This is a genomic window from Candidatus Zixiibacteriota bacterium (genome assembly GCA_034003725.1).
Classification (GTDB): domain Bacteria; phylum Zixibacteria; class MSB-5A5; order GN15; family FEB-12; genus WJMS01.
The window spans coordinates 104,309-126,126 of sequence record JAVEYB010000002.1 but is presented as its reverse complement, the minus strand read 5'-3'; the positions used below and the strand labels follow the sequence as shown (position 1 = coordinate 126,126).

General features: G+C 58.8%; 17 protein-coding genes. 2 read left to right on the top strand and 15 right to left on the bottom strand.

Annotated features, from left to right (window positions below; all coding sequences use genetic code 11):
• Nucleotide 1 precedes the first annotated feature (1 nt).
• From RBT76_03635 to RBT76_03565, 15 genes are all read right to left on the bottom strand, one after another.
• Nucleotides 2-1,786, bottom strand: a complete 1,785-nt coding sequence (locus RBT76_03635) for a M1 family aminopeptidase (GenBank protein ID MDX9856860.1) — start codon at nucleotides 1,784-1,786, stop codon at nucleotides 2-4.
• Nucleotides 1,767-2,534 (bottom strand): fumarylacetoacetate hydrolase family protein, encoded by a 768-nt coding sequence (locus RBT76_03630; GenBank protein ID MDX9856859.1) that lies wholly within the window; start codon nucleotides 2,532-2,534, stop codon nucleotides 1,767-1,769. The genes RBT76_03635 and RBT76_03630 overlap by 20 nt, the downstream gene beginning before the upstream one ends.
• A complete protein-coding gene (locus RBT76_03625; protein ID MDX9856858.1) occupies nucleotides 2,531-3,463 on the bottom strand; it encodes a histone deacetylase in 933 nt (310 codons plus the stop codon). Before RBT76_03625 ends, RBT76_03630 begins: the two co-directional genes overlap by 4 nt.
• A 43-nt stretch (nucleotides 3,464-3,506) precedes the next feature.
• On the bottom strand, nucleotides 3,507-4,874 hold the full coding sequence (locus tag RBT76_03620) for an MATE family efflux transporter (GenBank protein ID MDX9856857.1): 1,368 nt from the start codon (nucleotides 4,872-4,874) through the stop codon (nucleotides 3,507-3,509).
• Nucleotides 4,875-4,973: 99 nt separating this feature from the next.
• Nucleotides 4,974-6,554: a M3 family metallopeptidase gene (locus RBT76_03615; protein MDX9856856.1), complete on the bottom strand. Its 1,581-nt coding sequence runs from the start codon at nucleotides 6,552-6,554 to the stop codon at nucleotides 4,974-4,976.
• Nucleotides 6,554-6,997 carry a type II 3-dehydroquinate dehydratase gene (gene aroQ, locus RBT76_03610; GenBank protein MDX9856855.1) on the bottom strand — a complete coding sequence of 148 codons (444 nt, stop codon included), beginning with the start codon at nucleotides 6,995-6,997 and terminating at the stop codon, nucleotides 6,554-6,556. The genes RBT76_03615 and aroQ overlap by 1 nt, the downstream gene beginning before the upstream one ends.
• Nucleotides 6,933-8,108, bottom strand: coding sequence for a 3-dehydroquinate synthase (gene aroB, locus RBT76_03605; protein ID MDX9856854.1), 1,176 nt, complete (start codon nucleotides 8,106-8,108; stop codon nucleotides 6,933-6,935). The genes aroQ and aroB overlap by 65 nt, the downstream gene beginning before the upstream one ends.
• Complete coding sequence (locus tag RBT76_03600; GenBank protein ID MDX9856853.1) at nucleotides 8,089-8,646, bottom strand: shikimate kinase; 558 nt, start codon at nucleotides 8,644-8,646, stop codon at nucleotides 8,089-8,091. The genes aroB and RBT76_03600 overlap by 20 nt, the downstream gene beginning before the upstream one ends.
• Before the next feature lie 39 nt (nucleotides 8,647-8,685).
• Entirely contained in the window at nucleotides 8,686-9,525 is an 840-nt protein-coding gene (locus RBT76_03595; GenBank protein ID MDX9856852.1) for a shikimate dehydrogenase, read from the bottom strand.
• The gene (gene aroA, locus RBT76_03590) at nucleotides 9,522-10,865 is read right to left on the bottom strand and encodes a 3-phosphoshikimate 1-carboxyvinyltransferase (protein ID MDX9856851.1); all 1,344 of its coding nucleotides are present in this window, start codon (nucleotides 10,863-10,865) and stop codon (nucleotides 9,522-9,524) included. Before aroA ends, RBT76_03595 begins: the two co-directional genes overlap by 4 nt.
• On the bottom strand, nucleotides 10,862-11,878 hold the full coding sequence (gene aroF, locus RBT76_03585) for a 3-deoxy-7-phosphoheptulonate synthase (GenBank protein ID MDX9856850.1): 1,017 nt from the start codon (nucleotides 11,876-11,878) through the stop codon (nucleotides 10,862-10,864). The genes aroA and aroF overlap by 4 nt, the downstream gene beginning before the upstream one ends.
• A gap of 3 nt (nucleotides 11,879-11,881) precedes the next feature.
• Complete coding sequence (gene argS / locus RBT76_03580) at nucleotides 11,882-13,696, bottom strand: arginine--tRNA ligase (protein ID MDX9856849.1); 1,815 nt, start codon at nucleotides 13,694-13,696, stop codon at nucleotides 11,882-11,884.
• Between the two features lie 162 nt (nucleotides 13,697-13,858).
• On the bottom strand, nucleotides 13,859-15,190 hold the full coding sequence (locus RBT76_03575; protein MDX9856848.1) for an MFS transporter: 1,332 nt from the start codon (nucleotides 15,188-15,190) through the stop codon (nucleotides 13,859-13,861).
• 4 nt (nucleotides 15,191-15,194) lie between these two features.
• On the bottom strand, nucleotides 15,195-16,037 hold the full coding sequence (gene dapF, locus RBT76_03570) for a diaminopimelate epimerase (protein MDX9856847.1): 843 nt from the start codon (nucleotides 16,035-16,037) through the stop codon (nucleotides 15,195-15,197).
• Between the two features lie 86 nt (nucleotides 16,038-16,123).
• A complete protein-coding gene (locus RBT76_03565) occupies nucleotides 16,124-17,335 on the bottom strand; it encodes a PLP-dependent aminotransferase family protein (protein MDX9856846.1) in 1,212 nt (403 codons plus the stop codon).
• A gap of 266 nt (nucleotides 17,336-17,601) precedes the next feature.
• On the opposite strand from RBT76_03565, the gene RBT76_03560 reads away from it, so the two are divergent.
• Nucleotides 17,602-18,000, top strand: a complete 399-nt coding sequence (locus RBT76_03560) for a hypothetical protein (protein MDX9856845.1) — start codon at nucleotides 17,602-17,604, stop codon at nucleotides 17,998-18,000.
• Between the two features lie 963 nt (nucleotides 18,001-18,963).
• A complete protein-coding gene (locus RBT76_03555) occupies nucleotides 18,964-21,621 on the top strand; it encodes a hypothetical protein (GenBank protein MDX9856844.1) in 2,658 nt (885 codons plus the stop codon).
• The last annotated feature ends 197 nt before the right edge of the window (nucleotides 21,622-21,818 follow it).

Below are 21,818 nucleotides of genomic sequence, written 5' to 3'. Positions count from 1 at the left end.
TTCACCAACCCCAGACATACGAAAACAGGGACTCGACCAAAAACGTCAACCCGGACCAGAGCCGCAATCCGCCGAAATTCTCGCGCGAAATCGACAGCGAGTTGTTCGTCAGGTCCCGGTCTATCACGATAGCCGTGTCCGGATCAATGACCGCCCGTTGCACATACTGATCGCCTCGCTCGATAATCACCTCGTGTCTGCCCGGCTGGGACGATACCACCGTGTCAACCATGGATCCATCATCCATCACCAGCTGCATCCGCACCTGCGACCTGAGCGGATGATGCACGGCGTACTCCACCCTGCTCCGTAGCAACGGCGCCGGGGACAACCCGCTGTCCGCAAGGACCTGGGCTGCTGGTTCTACAGCAATCTCCAGTATCGCGTAGTCAGGTTCAACCATCACTCCGATCACCCGCTCGGCCAGCCCGGTATCCGCCGAAGGCATGTACCGTTCGGCCATGCGAAAAAAATCCTCCGGTGTCGGCCGCGCATATGCATGTGCCCCCGCATACTCCCGCCAGAATGACCGCTCCCCCTCCTCCCCCATCAGACCTGTCAGCGTCGCCATCACCTGACTGCCCTTCCAGTAAACGGACCCGAAATAGGTGTCCCGCTTATAGGCCGACGACGCGAGGTCGATGCGCGCGTAGTCGAACACCGCCTTCGATTGCATCCGAAGTACCGTCCGGTAATCGCCTTGCACCCCGAAGTAATCCACGAGATCTCCCCTCTCGCCGCCAATCGCCTCGTTAATCCTCATCGCGAAATACTGCGTGACCGATTCATCGAGCCACGGATGACTCGCCTGGTTGCTCGCCACGATCCCGTAAAACCACTGGTGAATCACCTCGTGAATCACCGTGACGCGCGGCCAGCCGGTCACGACCCCGCCGGAAAACGACGGGATCCAGATCATACGCGGCAGTTCGAGCGCACCCGAAAAATCGAACGCCCCAACTACGACCACGAATTCCTCAAATGGATACTGCATCACTTCGCGGGACATATACTCCAGCGTATAGTCGACCCAGCCGGCGATCGAGTCCACCGCAAACGCATCCTCGGACCGATAGTATATCCTGCGACTGGTCCCGGCCACACGTGACGAGTCCTCTCGATATCCGCTTGAGAAATAGAGCGGAATATCACAAGAACTGTCCATCTCGATTGCAGCCACAGTAGTTCCACCCATCGATGATTTCGAAACGACGCCCGGCGCAATCAACTGAAGAGTATCAGGGTACGTAATCTCGGCCCGGTAGTTGAACAGATCACCGACGGGCTCCCCCAGCCCGCCCGCATAGTCTTCGATCAACCACCCCCGGGCCGACCGAGGCGCAGGCACCGGCAGCCAGCACTCCAGCCGAAAGCGGTCGGAATCACGCCCCAACCGGAGTCCCCCGAACGGAATCCCCACCCGGAAAACCACTCGAAGCCGTACCGTTTCCCGCCTGTCTTCCCGACGCAGCACAACCGAAAGTCCCGCCGGATGATACTCCATCAGGTGCGAATACTCGTGCCCTTCCACCATCAGGCTGTCGATGCTGATCCCGCACGCCGTCGAAGATGCCGAATCCCCGCTCCCGCCGCAGGCCAGGTTCGCATATAGACGCAAGTGGAGGATACTGTCGCCGGCCGGCAATTCAACCCGGTCGGCGTACATAACGCCCGTCACTCGGCTGCTGTCGACATCGAGCGTTGCCGTTACCGCGAGATTCTCGAATGCTGCGGCTGACCCGCATACCAGCAGCGCCGTAAGCACGCTATGCCATACTGTTTTCAAGGCTTCCCAGCCCCTCCACACGCACCACAATCGTGTCGCCCGATTTCATGGGAGCTATGCCCGACGGCGTCCCGGTCGAGATAATGTCGCCGGGCATCAGCGTCATGATCGAGGAAATGTACGAAACCAAAAACGGTACGTTGAAGATCATCTGCGATGTCCGCCCCGACTGCTTGACCTCCCCGTTGTGGATCCCCTCAACGAGCACGTCGCCATAGTCGAAACCCTCCACGATCCACGGTCCGATCGGACAAAACGTGTCGAACCCTTTCGCACGGGACCACTGACCGTCTGGCTTCTGGAGGTCCCGCGCCGTCACGTCATTAACGCACGTGCAACCGAATATGTAATCATCGGCGTCCGCTTCCGCGACATCCTTCGCCCGCCGGCCGATTACTACTCCCAGCTCCGCTTCGTAATCCACTCGCTGTGAAACCGTGGGGTGCACGATTCTCTCGGCATGCGCTATGATCGCCGACGGTGGTTTGAGAAAAATCAGTGGTCGCTCCGGTGCCTCGTCCGCGGAATACGACGCTTTCACATGCGCGTGATAGTTCAATCCGATACACACGATCTTGCTCGGTTCGACCGGAGCAAGAAGCCGCACGTCCCCTGTACGGACTCTCTCAGAGGTCTCGCGACCACCGTCCCACGGTGCCGCATCCAGGTGTACAATCTGATCGTTCTCGATTCGGCCGTACGCCGCAGCGTCCGAGCCGTGCTGGAAACGCACGATTCGACTCTTCATTGTTGCTGTAGTCCTCTCACGTATGATAAAATGCTGTCGCGCATCGCGACCGGATTGTAACCGCCCTCCACATAGGAAATCAGCCTGCCCGCGCACCGTGTTCCGGCACACCCCGCCAGGAGCGAGCCAAGATGATTGTATGTTTCCTCGATAAACTCGAGTCCCGCCAACGGGTCGTCGCGGTGCCCGTCAAAGCCCGCCGACACCAAAATCACATCGGGCCGGAACTGCTCGAGAAGGGGACAGACCTGCGTCTCGTACAGCGATCGTGCCTCGGAATCACCCGCCCCGGCCCGAAGCGGAAAATTGCGCGTGTACCCCTCTCCCCGGCCCCGGCCCGCCTCCTCCGCGCAACCCGTACCAGGGTAGAATGGAAACTGATGGCTGGAGATGTACATCACGTCGGGCTCTTCGTAAAAAATCTCCTGCGTCCCGTTGCCGTGATGAACATCAAAATCCACGATTGCGACTCGCTCGGCATGGCAGTGATCGATCGCGTATCGCGCCGCCACCGCCACCTGGTTGATAAGACAGAAACCCATCGCGCGCGCCGTCTCGGCGTGATGTCCGGGTGGCCGGGCGATCACCATGGACTTCCTGGGTCCGCCGCCGAACGCCGCGTCGACAGCGCTCAACAGGGCGTCCGAGGCTTCGAGTGCTGCAGACCATGACCCCGGCTGCACATAGGTGTCGGCGTCGTAATCCCCTCCACCCTGCTCGGCAAAACGCCGAAGCCGCTGCAGGAAATCGGAGCCGTGCACCGCATCGATCACCGAAGTCTCATGCGGTGTGATAGAAAGCGGAAGCAACTCCTCCTGTCGCCGCAGTGAGTCGGCCGCCGGCTGCAATCGTTCGACCGACTCGGGATGGCCGAACGGCGCAGGGTGCCGCTGGCCATTGAGCGCGACAATAAGTCCAATGGGCTCCATTGTAGCAAATTAACGGGGCGCGTTCGAGAGGGTCAACAAGGATTCAGACCGCCTTGGTCTTCCACTTGCCCCGCGTGAACCAGTACGCCAGTACGAGTGATTTCACCGAAGTTGTAATCGTCAGCGTCCACCACACGCCGTTCACTCCCCAGTCCAGCGTAAAGGCGAGGTAATAGGCCAGCGGAATTCGGGCGACCGCCCCCGGTATCATCACTACCATGGGCGGCACCGTATCACCGGCCCCGGCAAACGCCCCCTCGAGGACGATTTCCAATGCCATCGTAAACTGCGAAAGACCCAGGATAAACAGGTAATCGGCGGCCATCAGCCTGACCTGCTCGTTGTCGGAAAAGATGGAAACTATCTGATACGGGATCGTCAAAAAGAGTACCGATATGGACAGCGTCAGCGCGATCGCCAGCCCCGTCGCCATCCACGCCGAGCGCGCCGCGCGATCCGGGCGACCCGCTCCAAGATTCTGGCCGACCATTGCCGATGCCGCTACCGAAAAACCGAAACAGGTCAAATACGAGAACGACTCCATACGGTTGCCGATCCCCATCGCTGCGCCGGCCTCTTCCCCAAATTCATGCACGATCGCGATCAGAAACCAGTAGACGACAACAAACGTAACCTGCTGTGTCGATATCGGCGCTCCGATCCGCATGATTCTCCCGAGCGCTGCGAAATCCGGCCGCCTTGGAAACGGAGCGCTGACCCGATATCCCAGCCGCCCGCGGAGCATCTGCGAACCGATGACCGCCACCGCAACACCGACCGCCACGAATGTCGCAATCGCCGCACCCGCAACCCCCAGCTCCGGAAACGGGCCGATTCCGAGAATCAGCAGCGGATCAAGCACCATGTTCACCACAATGGCCACAACCGCAACTTTCATGGGTGTCCGCGTGTCGCCGGAAGATCGAAATATCGCGTAGTGCGTCTCAACGAGGGCGAACAGCACCGTCGTCAGGAAGAAGATGCGAAGATAGGGAATCGCGTGGACCAGCGTATTATCACTGGTCTTCATCATGCGAAGCAACGGCGGGGTAGCCGCAAATCCGACCGCCGTAATGACCAGTCCGAGAACCACCGCCAGCCAGAGCCCCTGGCGAATGTAGAACCGTACCCGGTCATAGTCGCCCGCCCCCACCGACCGGGAGACCAGCGCCGTCAGTCCGATACTGATGATCGAAAGAAATCCAAACACCGTCCACTGCACGACCATCGAGGACGTAATCGCGTCTTGAGCCGTCGCCCCGAGCCTTCCCACCCAGAAAAAATCCGTGACCGTAAGCGCGAACTCCATGAGCATGCCGGCGACTACCGGCACCGCCAGAGAAAAAACCGTCCGGACGATCGGACCCGACGTGATCTGCTTCGAGTAGGGAGTTCTGTCCACCGTTTCCATACCAACCCACCGACATTCCAGTGGACGGCATGGTACGCCGCCGGCATGCACGTTTCAAGTGATTTTAACGCCGAGCGGCGCCAATTTCCGCAATGCCGGCTACAATCCGAGGTACGCGATGTAATAGGCGGGATTGAGCGCCTCGCCCGTCCCTCGCTTCACCAGTTCCGGCCACGCATAAAGGCGCCCGAACCGGAAGTAATTCTGTATCAAAAACGACCGCGTGTCACGGTTGTCGATTACGCTGCCGTTGACTCTCTCGATATAGTTCCAGGTCTGGGCTGCGATCAGACGGCCCACCAGACGATCCCGATGCCTCCCCGGCCACAGCGCGAAATCAGTCTCCGCCGCCCACGGTGCAATCTCTTCGTGCCGGGGCATGAGCAGGTGCTTCTCGTAGAGCTCCCAGAAAAGCTTGTTCAAGTCGCGTGATCCGTCGCCGTACGCCTCCATCTCAAAATACTGCCAGAGCAGAAGAAATCGTAACTCAATGAGTGCAAGATCGCGGCGGGCCGAAACGAAATCCGCGGTCACCTGCTCCGGAAGAGCCGCAAACTCAGACAGCCACCGTGGATCGTCTGCGATCATGCGAAAGAAAGCCCCGATTGACTGCCCGAACGCCCCCTGCAGCGGCCTGCTGAACAGCGCCTGCTCCTGGTGAATGTGACAACCGTACATCGCCTGACCGAGTGACGCGAGCAGCATCTTCAGATTACTGTGCCCCCCCGTTATCGATCCGGCTATCCGAAGGTCATGCGGCGGCCTCACCGGGTAGTAATCGAACTCGACCGGCGCGAGAGTCGTATCTCTGAAAGCGTAATAGATCGGCAACTCATCCGCATCGACCCCGATAGAATCGAACGTCGCCTTCGCCAGCGGAACTATCGTATCCGAAATCAGCCGAATATCGATCCCCGCCAGCACGTCACGATAGGCATACTCCAAATCCCACGGCTCGACGACATCAACCCTGAGCCGCGTCTTCAGTCTGGTCAGCAGCGACTGGTAAGCCTCACGCGTACCGGAATCCACCCTCTGCAGCAACGACCGATATTCATCGAGCGAATACGCGCGCGAACTCATGATCATGCTGAAAAAGCTGTTGAATCCTTCTCGACGGGCCTGCTGATTCCGCAGCCGGAACAGCCTCGCCATCGGGTCAGCCAGGTCCTGCCCCGACCGAAGAAGCCGCCACGCCTGTTCCCGGCGTGAACGGTCCGGATCGGCCGCCACCACCGCCTCGAGTTCCGTCTTGGCGTAGTCTTCACCCTCGAACAGATAACCTGTCTGCGTCCCCGTCATCGTGCGCAGCGAGTCCAGCAGTCCGGAAACCGGCTGATGGCCGTCGACCACATAGCGCATCGACAAATCTTCGATAATGCGGGCTTTCCGTCGAGCCTCCTCGTCGTACGTCCCGCTTTCGATCTTCTGAATCATCGGCCGGATCGCCGCATCGGCGAGCGTGTAACCGAACAACTCCTCGAAAAACCCCAGCGAATCGGCGCTCCCGCCCACCGCCCGGTCCCACCGCTCCATCGTCAGCCGGTACTCGAGCCACTTCAGCTTTCCTTCGAGAGTCCCAAGAAGCTCCGTTTCCTGCGCCACGGCGGTCATGCTGGTACCGAAGGCGATACAGAACACTATCGCCGCGACTCCCCGGATCATCATCAAACGATTCATTATGATTCACCCCCCGGAAGATCGGCGAAATAGGAGAGTGCCATGGCATATCCATAATAGCCGAAACCCGAAATCTGTCCCACACACACCGGTGTCAGTACCGAACGATGCCGAAACTCCTCGCGCGACGCGACATTTGTCATGTGAACTTCCGCCGTTGGCACGCCCACGGCGCTGATCGCGTCCCGAAGGGCATAACTGTAATGACTGAGTGCTCCCGCATTCAAAATCATGCCCGACGCGCCCGGCCCCTCGGCCTGTATGAAATCGATCAGCGCTCCCTCATGGTTCGACTGAAAGAACCGCAACTCGACTTTGAGGTCGTCGGCAAGCGACGACAGCCGCTTGTTTAATTCCTCGACAGCCGTCGTGCCGTACTTATCGGGTTCGCGTGTTCCGACCATATTGAGATTCGGTCCGTTCACCACGAGTACTCGCGGCATGAGATCCTCCTGTGTGATCGTAGTATCGTATCGCTGCTTGCAGCGCGCGGCGCGCCTCGGCGGAGTTGACGGCATCGGCAAATAACGGCCGACCCGGGGCCGAAAGCAACACAAAACGAAGTCGCCCGCCTCGCCGCTTCTTGTCCCATGTCATACCCTCCCACACGGCCTCCGCCTCGAGCCGCCTGTACGGTATACGTCGGATATACTGCTCGAGAATTGAGCAGTATCGACTCAGCTTCCGTTCCGATGATACGCCTGCCCGAACCGACAACTCACACGCCGCCAAAAGGCCCACGAGCACCGCCTCGCCGTGAAGAAGCCGCCCGTAACCCGCCGCCCGCTCTATTCCATGCGCAAACGTATGCCCCAGATTGAGCAACATGCGGCGGCCCTGCTCCGTCTCGTCCGCCCCGACGACAGTCGCCTTGCAGCGTACCGACTGTTCGATCACCCCCGTTAATGCCCGAGGGATCTCCAGCCACTCCCCTGGTTCGCGCTGCTCCAGACGCGTCAACATCGTCCCCCCCGTCAATCCCGCATACTTGACTATTTCCCCCATACCCGCCACGCGCTCGCGTGCCGGAAGTGTGTGCAGGTGAAACGTATCACACACGACAAACGACGGCTGCCAGAAGGCTCCCACCAGATTTTTGCCCCGAGGATGATTGACACCGGTCTTGCCGCCGATCGCCGCATCGACCATCCCGAGCAACGTCGTGGAGATCACGCCCCAGCGGACCCCCCGTAAAACCGTCGAGGCCGCGTATCCAACCACGTCGGACAACACCCCGCCCCCGCACGCCAGAATGAAGTCGTTCCGCGATACCTGCTCGGCCAGAAGATAATCATGCACCCGACCCACCGTGCGCACCGTTTTCGTCCGTTCGCCTCCGGGCAGGGCCATAACCGACGCCTTCCGCGCAAACGGACCAAGACACCGCATCACTTCCCCGCCGTGAAGAGCATACACCTGCGCGTCGAAGAACACGAACACTCGGCCCACTCCCCCTGCCTGTTTCTCGAGCAGTGACTCAAGCCGTCCCGTTACGCCCGGTCCAATCACCACCGGGTACGCACGCGTGCCGAGATCAACGCGCACAGTTGGCATGTATTTCCTCCACTATCCGCATCAATTCTTCCAGACTCTCCCGCACCGACCGGGCCGTCACCGACAAACGGTAATCTGCCCGTTCGTATGCAGCCCGCCGCGCCGCCAGCATTCCGCTGATCCGAGAAAGTAGCTCGCTTTTTGCACCGCGTCCATCCGCGACGCTTGCAAGGAGCGGGCGGTCGGTCGCATGTCGCAAACGGCGATACAACTCCCGAACCGAACAACTCAAATACACAACCGGTCCGGCCTCACACACCACCCGTCGATTCCTCTCCTCGACAAACGCCCCCCCGCCAAGCGCCACTACTTTGGGCGACACCGTCGTGCGGTATAAATTCCTGATTACTTCCCACTCGAGCTGACGAAACCTGCGCTCGCGACCCTGCCGAAGTATCTCCGGAATCGCCCTTCCGGCCCGCTGTGCAACCAGCACGTCGGTATCGAAAAACGGCGCCCGCTTCTTCCGTGCGAGCAGCGCGCCAAGCGTGCTCTTTCCGCAACCCGAAAACCCCACCAGCGTGATTGTCACCCGCATCGACATTCTCTGACCAACTTCCCGAAAGGACCACGAGAATCAGAACACCCGCGCATGGATCGTTTCGGCCGATACCGCCAGCCCCGTCCATATCTCGAACGCCCGGACCGCCTGGCCGACAAGCATCATCGTGCCGTCGATCGCGATCACATTCGCGTCGCGGGCCGCCGCAAGCGCCCGGTTGTCGTGATTGTAGTTGAGATCATAATACACCCCCACCTGCCGCCAGTCAAACGTAGCGCCGACCGGAATCTGATCCGGTGAGTTGAACCCGCCCATCGGCGTGCAGTTGACCAGAATCGATACATCACCCGCTGCCGACCCTTTGAACGAGTCCAAAGCCGCCGTTCCCACCGTCACGCCCGGGGCAGTCTTCTGCAGCCATCGCGCAAAATCCGCCATGCCTGATTCGTCGCGGCCCACGACAGTAATCTGATTTGTCCCAAACGTCGTTACCAGACTGAACGCCACCGCGCGAGCGGACCCTCCATACCCCATAATGGCCGCGTGTCCGCCTTCAATCCTGTCCCGCACCCCGAGCAAAGCCAGCCCAAACCCGTAGCAATCCGTATTGTGCCCGGTCAGCCTGCCCGATGAGTCTATTGCAACACAATTGACCGCTCCCACGATCTGAACCGTACGGCTGCACTCGTCCAGCAGTGGCGCCACACACTCCTTGTACGGAATCGTAACCGAAAAGCCCGCATATCCCCCCTGTCGCAGCGAACGAATCGACGACTCCAGCTCAGACTCCTCGACATCCACGAGTTCAAAACTCCCCCCAACGCCGCAGGCATCGAAAACGGCGCGGAAGATGTCCGGAGACTTGGAGTAAGAAATTGTGCGGCCGACCAAAGCAAGGCGAATCGGCGCAGTCATGACGTCACGGTCCCAAGCAGCTCAAAAAACGACGGGCACGATACGGCGACACACGAGTCGTCGTCAAGTGTTGATGGTCCTACCGCCACCGTCGATGCAATCGCGAACGCCATCGCGATTCGGTGATCGCCATACGTGCCAAAATCGGCGCCGCCGAGCTCGGTCCTGCCTTCTATCGCCAGACCGTCATCGAGAAGACCGCACGAAACGCCCATCAACCCGAGGTTGTCCGCCATAGCCTGCAACCGATCGGTTTCCTTCACCCGAAGCTCGGCCGCATCGCGAATGATTGTCGTCCCTTCGGCGTGGGCGCCGATCAACGCGACCAACGGTATCTCGTCAATCAGACCGACCACCGTATCCCCGGCCACACGCCGGGGTTTGAGGGTTCCGCCGGTCACCGTAACCGCGCCACGTGGCTCACCGGAAACGACCGTGCGATCGCTCACGCTGACGCCACAGCCGACATGCTTGAGGTGGTCCAGAAATGCTGTCCTGCTGGGATTCAGCCCCACCCCGTGTACCGTCACCGTGCCCCCCGAAATCGCCGCTAACGTGAAAAAGAACGCGGCCGTCGAAAAATCCCCTGGAATATCGATCTCCCCCCCGTCGATCCGGGCGCTCGACGGCAGGATAATCTCGCGCTTGTGGTCGGCCGGCATGACTCGCACCCGCTTCCGGGGATCCGTGGGATCATCCTGCACGATCGGCTTGATCTCCCTCACCTGTATACCGGCCTGCAAATGCTGCAACATCAACTCCGTGTGGTCGCGGCTTGGAATCATCTCTCGGATCGTCACCGAGCATCCCGCCGACAAACCCGCAAGCAGAACCGATGACTTGACCTGCGCCGATGGTACCGGCAGCGTGTACTCAAACGGCAGAAGCTTCCGCCCACGGACGGTCATCGGCAAATGCCCTTCGCTGTCGATCACCTCGGCGCCCATGGCGCGGAGCGGATCGACAACGCGCTTCATCGGTCGTCGGGACAGAGACTCGTCTCCCGCGATGATGACGCTGATCTCTCTCCCCGCTGCGATGCCTGCCACCAGCCGTGCCGTCGTCCCCGAATTGCCGCAATCCACGATCGCTTCCGGCAAAATCGAAGTCCGTGCGGGAGGCGTCAGTACGACAGCCCCGTCCCGCTCGACAACCTCCACACCAAACTGCTTCGCCACGGAGAGCGCCGTGCGACTATCGAGACCGTCGGGGAAATTCTTCGCCGTTATGGGACCGGAACTGAGAATCGAAACCAACGCGGCTCGCTGTGCGATCGACTTGTCGCCCGGGACGCGCAATTCGCCGCCGATCTTCTTCGCTGGATTCAATCGCCTCATCATAGCAGTTCTTTGTTGAGGGCGACCGACATCCGGCGCAATTCCACCATCAACGTACGGAAGTCATCCGGCGTCAGCGCCTGCGGGCCGTCCGACAACGCCAGCTCCGGCTGATGATGTACCTCGATAAGCAGCCCGTGCGCGCCCACCGCCATGGCGGCCCGCGACAACGGCGCTACTTTGTAACGCTGTTCCGAGGCGTGCGATGGGTCCGCCAGAATCGGAAGGTGGCTGGCGCGCCGGATATCCACGATTGACGACAGATCCAGCATGTTGCCGGTGCGGTTTGCGACTATCCGAAGGCCCCGCTCGCACAAAATCACATTCGGGTTGCCGGCTGCGAGTATGTACTCCGCCGCCAGCAAAAACTCGTTTACAGTCGCCGCCATTCCGCGCTTGAGCATAACCGGCTTCCCAAGCGCCCCCGCCTTCCTCAATAACGAGTAGTTCTGCATGTTCCGTGATCCGATCTGGATGATGTCGGCCGTCGCCGCGACCAGCTCGATCGTCTCGGTATCCATCGCCTCCGTCACGATCCGCAGCTTGAACTGCTCGCGCACTTCGCGAAGAATCTCCAGCCCCTTCTCTCCGAGACCCTGGAAACTGTACGGCGACGTGCGAGGCTTGAACGCCCCCCCCCGGAATATCCGCACCCCTTCCTTCGCGACAATCTCCGCAATCGTCATCGCCTGGTCCCGGCTCTCTATCGAGCACGGGCCGGCCAGCACCGGGAACTTGTCCCCGCCGATCGACACGCCGTCGACCTCGACTATTGTATCTTCAGCCTTCGTTGCACGACTCGCCAGCGTAAACTGCTCGCCAAACCGAATGACTTCGCTCACCCCGTCCAGCGCGCGAAGCCGCTCGATCGACGTGTCACCGTTATAACCCGTTATGCCGAATGCCAGCCGGTGTGGATCGGTGAGCGTCTGTGCCGACAGCCCCATCCGGTCTATCTCGTCGCGCACGCGCTGTATCATCTCCGGCGTCGCCGCTTTGTCCATCACCACCAACATCGCCTACATCTCCTCGGGAGCCTGCAACCCAAGCAGGTGAAGTCCTTCCTTCAACACGGTTTGTACCGCTGTAACCAGCGCCGCCCGGGCAGTGGTTCCCTGCCCATCCTCGTCATCGAGAATCCGCACGATACGCCCGCTTTCGTCCCGCCGCTGGTATACCTTATTGTACGACGAGGCGAGTTTCAACAAGTATGTAGTGATCACAAACGGCTCGTACGTGCGGGCGGCATCCGCAACGGCCGCCGGAAAATCGGCGAGCAGTTCGATCACCCGCTGCTCCTCGTCACTGCCGAGCAGGCTGTAATCAATCTGATCCGGTACTTCCTTGCCGTACTTGCGCAGCAACGAGCACAAACGCGCATGCGTGTACTGGAGATACGGCCCGGTTTCCCCCTCAAAGTTCAGCACTTCATCCCAGTTGAAATCGATATCGCGCTGCCGACGGGCCGACAGCTGCCCGAATATGACTGCACCCGTACCGATCATCTGCGCCGTCCGGTCAATCTCCGCCAGTTCGGGGTTCTTCTCCCGAATCCGCTCCCGAGCCAGCGACACCGCCTGGGCGATAACATCATCGAGAAAGACGAGGTTGCCGCGCCGGGTCGACATCGACCGCCCGTCAAATCGGACCCACCCAAACTCGATATGATGCACCCGACCGGTCATGCGGTCCTCCGACGGCATACCCTCGGCATCCTCCAGCAATGCGATCACCTTTAATGCCTGCCTGAAATGATCAGCCTGCGCGGCCCCAACGACATACAACGATTCGTGAAAGTGATACTTCTCCCACCGCCAGATCAACCCGGCCAGGTCCCGCGTCATATATAACGTCGCACCGTCGGCCTTCTTCAGCAGTGCCGGCGGCAATCCGTACGGCTCCAAATCAACGATCAACGCCCCCTGTGACATTCTGGTGAGCCCGGCCCGCTCGAGTCGTGCGATCACCCCTTCCATCTTGTCGTTGAAAAACGACTCCCCGATCACGAGATCGAACTCGATCCCCAGACTGCTGTAGACTCTGTTGAACTCCGCAAACGAGATCTTCTTGAACTCCTCCCAGAGCCGCACCGCTTCCGCGTCGCCTTCCTCCAGCGCCCGGAATGCCTGGCGGGCATCCTCGTTGAGCGACTCATTCGCCCCCGCCTCCTCATGAAATCGCACATAAAGGTCAAGGAGGTTTCTGACCGAGTCTCCTGCCAGCGTCTCAGCGGTGCCCCACCTCCGGTACGCCACGATCATCTTCCCGAACTGGGTACCCCAGTCCCCCGGATAGTTGATCCCGACGACCTCGTAACCCTGCTTCCTGTAAATGCGACGAAGCGAGTTCCCGATCACCGTCGTCCGAAGGTGCCCTATGCCGAACGGCTTGGCGATATTCGGCGAGGAATACTCCACCAGTTGCGTTTTGCCCGCGCCGATCGAACTGCCCCCGTACGACCTCCCCGCAGAAAGAATGTCACCTATCGTCTCCGCCGCCAGCCTCGTCTGGTCGATCCGGGCGTTGATATATCCACCGACCCCCTCGCACGTAATCGCCTTCACCCCGGCCTCTGCCAACAGCCGGTTGGCGGCCCCAGACACGACCGACGATACCTCGTCCGGCTTCTGCCGTAGCACTTTCAGAAACTTGAATATCGGCAGGGCGAAACGGCCCATCGACGCATCCCGCGGCTTCTCCAGCGCCTCGTACAGGAAGTCCTCCGAAAACATCTGCTCGGGACCGGTGGCCGCGTATGCTTCCGGGTAGGTTTCCCGAAAAGCGCGCGCCAGTACATCCGAGAAATGCGCCCTGTATTTATCCCTTGTCTCCATAGCCGTGTTCATATGCTGTTTAATCGTTTCTTGCCGGGCTTGGAATATCAGCCAATCCCCTGCCCGATGCAACTCCAACTTTCGGGAGGCTGCCGTCACCAAATCGAACCCTCGCATGCCGGAAGGTGCGCTCAACTTACCCTTTGGACCGCCAGGCGCCCGTCAGGCGCGCGTCGGGTCGATAATCTGCCAACCCGAGGAGCCGCTGTTTCGCCGCTCGGAACGCTTGAAAAACAGAAAGAGCGCCAATGTGGAGATGACATAAGCCACGACTGTAACGTTGAGCGAAACCGTGTACCCCTGGTGCTCGATGATCGAACCCCCGATTGCCGTCGAGATCATCCACGACGACGTCCATGCCACCATGAGCAGCGAATTGACAAAGGAGTGCTCCTCCGTGCTCGACAATTCCATGGAGAGGTTGTTGAACATCGGCGTGCCCAGATTCATGAGCCCCCCGCGGATTACATACGAGACAAACGCCGCCGTCAGGTTGTGTGTGTACGCCAGCACGAGCAAAAACGGTATCGAAAGCAGCTGCGTGACCACAACCGTCCGCACCAGGCCGAGCTTCTTGGCTATCAACGGCCCCGCCAGCGTACCGATAAACATCGATGTCATCACGGCGAAATAGTACGCTCCGATCGTGTCCGCATTAAGCCCGAACCGGTCTCGAAAATAGAGATTCAAAAACGGGATCGACAGCCCCGCCCCCATGCCGACCAGGCAGTTTACCACGAATACCTTGGCGTAAAACGGCCAGCGGGCGCGAAGCTGCGCCCTGCTTACTCCCGGTCGCTTTTCCTCGGGCGATGGCCTCGCGGAGCGTATCATCGCAAACGGCGCCAGCGACAACATGCTCAGCCCGATCCCGAAATAAAGCGTGTATCGGTAACCGAGCACCGCGTCGCCCGTCAGGTCGGTCATCCAGATTACGAGTTGACCCGACCCGACCGATCCCAGCATCCCCGCCAGTATCCACATTGCGAAGGAAAACGAAAACAAGTGCGTCCGCTCCTTCGATGATGAATTGCGCATGAAAAACGGGCCGCTGGACACGCGAAAAATCGAAAATGCCATCCCCGACAGCACCCCGAAAAACACGATCTGCCCAAACTCCGTCACCGTGGACAACGCGACACTGAGCGCGCCGAAAATCAGAACTGCGACTATCAGCACCGGTTTCAGCCGCACCCGGCTCAGAAACAAACCCGCCGGTATCGCCATCACCGTCATGCCGATCGACCGCGAGGAATTGACGAGGCCGATTTCCCCCTCCCCGAATCCGAACTCCTTGAGGTACAAATTCAGCAGCAGCATGAATATGTGGAAATTGATCGCGGTCAGGCACAGACCGGCCAGATACAAACGGGCATTCCGCGAAAACAATCGAACGGTGGCCACATAGTCGGCCGCCGACCGATACACCCGGCCGACCACCGAGACCGGCCCCTCGGGCGGACTCGACGATTCTCTGATCTGCCGCACACTCATGGCATCATCGTACGGCGCACGACCCGCTGCCGATAAACTGCACCGGTCCGGTCAACTCCACCACGTCGTCTTCTGTTCGCCATCGCACCCAAAGCGACCCCGGACGAAACACGACCTCACATTCCCGTTCCGCCAGCCCCAGCATGACCATCGCGCAAACCGCCGCCGCCGCCCCCGTCCCCGATGACCCCGTCGCACCGGCGCCGCGCTCCCACTCCGCCACCTCTATTCTCCGCCGACTCACGGGGCGCACGAACTCCACGTTTGTACCGTTGGGAAACAGGGCGGAATGTTCGATCTCACTGCCGAGCGTCATCCAATCGAACTCGAAATCCTTCACAACCAGCACGGCGTGCGGATTGCCGACCGACAAACACGTCATCGGCAGCGCCTGCGGCCCGATCTTCAGCGGCGCGTTTATCACGTACGGGGTCCTGGACCGCACCGGCACCCGCTCTGCCGCAAACTCCGGACATCCCAGTTCGGCGGTGGCCACCAGCCCCTCCCGCGTCCGCTTCCCCAGCGTAACCCGGTCGATACTCGTCGCCGTCTCGAACGTGAAGTCCCTCCGCCCCGTCGCCTGCGACCAGAGATGCACGGCCGCGATCCGCAGCCCGTTGCCGGACTTCTCCGCCCACGAACCGTCGGCATTGTAAATGTCAATCCGCCGGTCCGCCTTGGACGATTTCGAAAGCAGCACCACCCCGTCGGCGCCTATCCCCCGCCTCCGATTGCAGACCGAGCGCGCCATCGTGGCATTCGCCGCTTTGGTGCCCCGCCGAACGGCCTCAACCACCGCGAAATCGTTCTCGAGAGCGTGGTACTTGTGAAAGGTGATCGTTCGCATTCCCGCAATTAAACCTCATCGTTCCGGTCGGCAACAGAAAAGCCCGCCGATCAGCGGGCTTTGTATTCTGATCCCTCCGCCAGCTCTCAATCCATTACTTCGTGGAACAGACGCGCCAGCCGCTTGGTCCCTTCTACGATATCGTCCTTTGAGGCGGTCGAGAAGTTCAACCGAAGCGTGTTTTCTCCCTCGCCATGCGGGAAAAACGGCTGACCGTAAACGTACGCAACCTTCTGCTCCACCGCCTTCGGGAACAATACCTTCGCGGAGAGCCGCTCCGGCAGCCGAACCCACAAAAACAACCCGCCGTCCGGCCGCGTCCACGTTATGCCTTTGGGGAACGTCTCCTCCATCGTCCGGACCATGACATCCCGCTTCTCACGATAACAGACCTTGATCTTCTCTATATGCGGCTCCAACAGACCCTGCCTGAGGAACTCATAAACCACATACTGACCGAACGTACTGGTATGCAGGTCCGCGCACTGCTTCACTTTCTCGAACTGAGTCAAGATCCATTTGGGACCATTCATCCAGCCGATCCGAAGACCCGGTGTCAGCGTCTTCGAGAACGTGCGAAGAGTGATGACTTCGTCGCCGCCGAGCGACTTGAGCGACGGCAGGTTTTTGCCGGCAAACCGGATATCCCCGTACGGATTGTCGTCAACCACCGGAATGTTGTACCGCGCCGCCAGTTCGCACAGCCGAATCCGACGGTCCTCGGACATCGTGATCCCGGTTGGGTTCTGGAAATTCGATACCGTATAGATAAGCTTGGGATTGTACTGCTTTATGCGATCCTCGATCTTGTCGACAACCATCCCCTTGTCGTCCATCTCGATCGTGACATACCGCGCCTGGTAGTAGTTGAACGCCTGCAACGCCCCCACGTAAGTCGGGTTTTCCGTCAGGACATAGTCCCCCGGATCCAGAAACGCCCGCGCAATAAGCTCGATCCCCTGCTGGGAGCCCGATGTCACCAGCAGATTCTCCGGCGTCGTTGGCGTCCCGGCCTCAGTCGCCCGTTCAGCCAACAGCCGGGTCAGCTCAGGCACGCCGCGCGTGAGCGTGTACTGCACAGCCTTGGCGCCAAAATTGTCGAGAACGTCGACCGCCACTTTTTTCAGCAGATCGATCGGAAAAAGCTCGGCCGCCGGCAATCCGCCCGCGAACGAGATAACCCCCGGCTGTGAAGAAAACTTGAGAATTTCACGAATAATCGAAGCTTCGAGGTAATGTACGTGCGGCGCGATTGGCCACTTGTTCGGTTGCACGCGCTCAGTCATCCATCCCAGCATCAGGTTGTCCTTTCTGTTGACGCCGGGACCGTCATCGGACCGCCGGCGACACTCGATCTCACTGTAACAGCACGAAGTCTTGTCATTTTGACGACACGCCGCAGCCGTGCCATTCCCGCCCGCCGCGGCGGGGGAATCCAACTTCAGCCGGGAATATAGCGGCCAAGTCCCTCGCAGACAACCGAAATCCGTCCCCGGCCGCACCCGCCAAAACCTTGACATAAATGGCCGGTGCATATTATCCTGATTGTATGCCGTGCCACGATGTGTCCGAAAATATCCGCTTGGTGCTCGACCAGAACGATCGCGTCACCTACTATGCGATCGCCAAGGATTCCTGCAGCGGCGCCGTCGGAAAGCCGTCCCTTCTCAAAAAGTGGATTAAAAACCGGCGGGCCGATGACATCCTCTCCGCCACACCGGACGATCTCCTGCCGCATTTCCCCACGCGCTCACAGACCTGGCAGTTTCTGTATGCAAAACACCTGTTTGCCGTCCAGAAGACATTACAGGCGGCTCTGGGACATACGACCGGCCGCCCGACCGACTACTGCGCCGTCCATTCGGTCACGTCATCACCCGATGGCATCGAAATCATCGCACGGCTTAACATCGACCTCATGACCGAGGAAATCAAAGCCTGCGGCAACTGCGGCTGCGGGTGAGGCCCCCCGACTGGTCATCATACCGAGTAGCCCACCCGTCCCGGGTGGGATGTCATCCGAGTAGCCCACCCGTCCCGGGTGGGATGTCAACGGAGCGGCCCGCGTATGGCTCGTCCGCCTTCGAACCCGCCGACTTCCCACCGTGCGTGGCTCCCGTCCCCCTGCACCACGAACCCTCACGACTGTTGCGCCGTGTAGGTCAGCTCCGGTCGTGATCGCCCTTCCCGTCACGTCAATCGGTGCATCGCGAGCGACCGGTGCTGACGTTGCCTTTCTCTCCATACCGAGTAGCCCACCCGTCCCCAGTGGGATGTCAACCGAGTAGCCCACCCGTCCCGGGTGGGATGTCAACGGAGCGGCCCGCGTACGGCTCGTCCGCCTTCTTCCCCCCAACCTCCCACGCGTGCGTGCCGTCCATCCCCGGATACTCGTACTTCACAAACGTTTGGGGAAAGTTTTGTCGGGGCCGCTTTTTTATGCCCGCGATTCCGAATCCCATTTGTAAAACTCATTGTGTAGGGCCCCCGTTGACTAATGCGGCCCATATTCCCTCTTGAATTTATTGAAGATTTCAGTATCTTACAAACAAGATTAATACACCTAGAGTGTTAAACTCCGTTTTCGGAATATGCATAATTCGGTTAATGGAGTCCTAATTCCTACTTATCCGTGTTGATGCCCCACGCAGTGGGCCTGATTTGCGCGGCCTTGATGGCTGGCTTTTGAGCCATCGACATCTATATCAGAAGGTGGATGATGTACAATAAGTGGATCATTGCCGTTATAATAATCTCGGCAGCGGCCGTTTGGTTGCTCTTGCCGTCTTGTTCCAAAAAGCAATCTGGGCCAACTGGGCCGGGATCCGAACCTGCAACAATTCAAGTCAGTCCCACTCACGGCGTTCCGGGTTCTCCCTTGGAGATTACGGGTTACAAGATTACCCCCGGCGATACGACAGTGACTATGCACGTTGGCGGTTATCTTACTCCATTTGTAGTAAATGGCGATTCGATCGTCGCCCTGGTGCCACTTTTCCTTGAGGAAGGGGGGTTGTGGCCGAAGATACCTTCCGGTGCTCAGGACGTTTTCATCATCAAGGGTGCCGACACCGTAGCCCAGGCACTGGGGGCACTGACTATCGATACATTGCCTCATGCCGACGGCACTATGGATTCGATCGCGCAGGACCTGCAGATTATCAGCAGTTCACTCGGGGAGGTCCTCAATTCTCTCGCACAACTTCCGGGTCAGGATGAACGGCTTGAGGGGTATCGGCTGGCGATATCGTTTATGCTGGACTCCCTGATATCAGGGGTGGATAGTTCGATCCAGTCGATCCTGTCCGGTTCGTCATCGTGGACAGCTCAAGAGGATTCAGCCTTGGCTCTTCAAGATGCAGTCATGGCATCATGTGGCGCTTTGGACTACTACAATGAGTTTGCCAATTCCGTAGGCAAGTTTTCCCAGAAGATATCTAGTACTAAGAGCAGCATTTTTTGCCGGGATGGCGGTCCGGATATGGATCTGGCCTGCCAAATGCAGATATACACGATCCTGGAAGACTATAAAAACTTAGTCGTGAAGCCGACAGCACAAACTTATGCCGAGTCAGTGAAGATTGGAGCTGACCTGATCGCGATCAGCGGAATCGCCGCGCTTCCGATTCTAGTCATCAATTCGATCATGTCTGTCTGGGAATTCGTTTACGGAACTTTGGCGCCAAGTCTGTTTCCGGCGGAGATTACGGCTTTCACCCTCACCCTTGAATCTGACACGATCGGCGTAGGGGAACCGACCTACAGTACGATAGCGATCTCGGCCAGAAACATACCGTCCACCATTAAGGCGACCCAGATCCTGGATGTGCTGATTGACGCCCTTGCTGCGAAGGGAGTTCCTCAGGGTCTTGTTACCGAGTTTCGTGAAATCCTCAAAGAAACCATCAAATTTGCACTCGACCTGTATCGCAAGTGTCTTGTGGCGTATAATGATTCGCAGGGTGGGGCGATCTTCATTGACCCGGAAGCCGATCTGCCGGAGATGACTTGGGGCCCCGTCACCATTAACCATTCTGATCTGGTCGAGCTGTTCAGTATCGAGCCCACCATTCTCAAACCGGATACGTCAATACTTGAATGGATAGGTATGGAAAAAGGTGAAGGGGCAATTCAGGCTCGAGGGCGTACAGCCGGCGAGCAGGCGAAAGTTCTGATTGACCACGCTCTTTGCGCTATTTGCGTCTATTCCGGAGGAGCGTTCGGCAATGCTTCACCTGGGACCGAGACTAAGACCGTCGTTGTGGGGAATCCGGCCACACTTCATGTACAGATCACAGGACTCCCCGGTGGAACTGACGGCAGTGTTTTTGTGGATGGGCCGAGCGGCTATTCCTCTGGAAAAATCACTCAAAGCACCGTGTTATCGCCGCTTGAATCGGGGAGCTACCATATCTACTCCTTTGCTGTATTGGATGCTGACAATTATGAGTATGTCCCGAAACCGGTTGATACCACCATCACACTTGATGATGAAGACGATGTGACGATTGATATCGAATACACGGCGAAGTACGGAAGTATTTTGGTAACAGTGTCGGGCCTCCCCGAAGGCATTGAAGCTGATATCGATTTGACCGGGGATGGAGTATTCACGCACATTGTCACGGATACCCTGATCGACTCCTTATTGGCCGGAACCTATACTGTCGTTGCCCGAGATGTCGACGACGGTACCGGCAACTTGTTGAGCGCTGATCCCGCCTCACAGACCGTGGAAGTGATCGGCAGACAAACATCGACGGCCGCGGTGAACTACGGTGGATCTATTACAATGACCGTTCACGTCGGCAACCCATATGAGTTAATTACACCACGGGGCCAGGGACCGTACACCAAGTTGGCCGAGGCTCGCTATTCTGTAGATGGTATTCAGGTAGAATCTAAACAAGATTACTATACCTACGTCTTGCATGGTCCAAGTGGCGAACCAGCCTATACGTGCACCGGCGGTGATTCGCTCGGCGGGGGCAACCACTTGGGAACAATCACGGCGTCTGCTGTAACCACTGAGGCTGCGGCTGAGTGCGAGTTATCATTTAATCCTCTTGATGATAAGTCCATGACGATAGACTTCTCCGGATACACCCGGGCAGATGTAACTGGACATGGCTACGCTTCAGGCACCGCTGCCCTGCGATTTGAAACTTGGGCCTGGGTTGTCCTTGAGATAGACAACAAGACTAGTCAAAGCTATGGCCTATGGTATGCGTACGATTTCACTGCGACATCAGAATATACTTACCAGGGTCAAATTACCGGCTACTCCGCACGTTTTGATCTGGGCAGTAAGGTTGTGAGCAGTTGCGATGTGCTTGGAATCCTGGAACATCCGACAATAGACTACTCCCGCCTGTTTCGACTGGACGGAGAATATAATGCGACGACGAATCTGAACGATGAAAATCAATTCAGGTCAATCCCTCCGGGCAAGACTTTCGTGCAGTTGTTTACCGGAATATATTGTGCAAGCACTTCAAAGGCTTCGGAGCCAAATCCCAATGACCCTCCGCACAGACAGTCGGCGACCTTCAGCGGGAGTATCAAACTGGAATTGCGACAGTAGAGAGTCTTAACAAATACCCAGCCGTGTCCACTTTCTGCTGAAACGGTACACTCGGAATGACTCGCACATCGTCTCTCCATCGTTAGTCCGTGCGTGGCTCCCGTCCTCGTGCACCACGCGACCCACACTTTCCCTACCACCTCGATGGAAAAAATGCCCGGCCCCCCTTAGTAAACACTCCACTCACACGGAGCGCA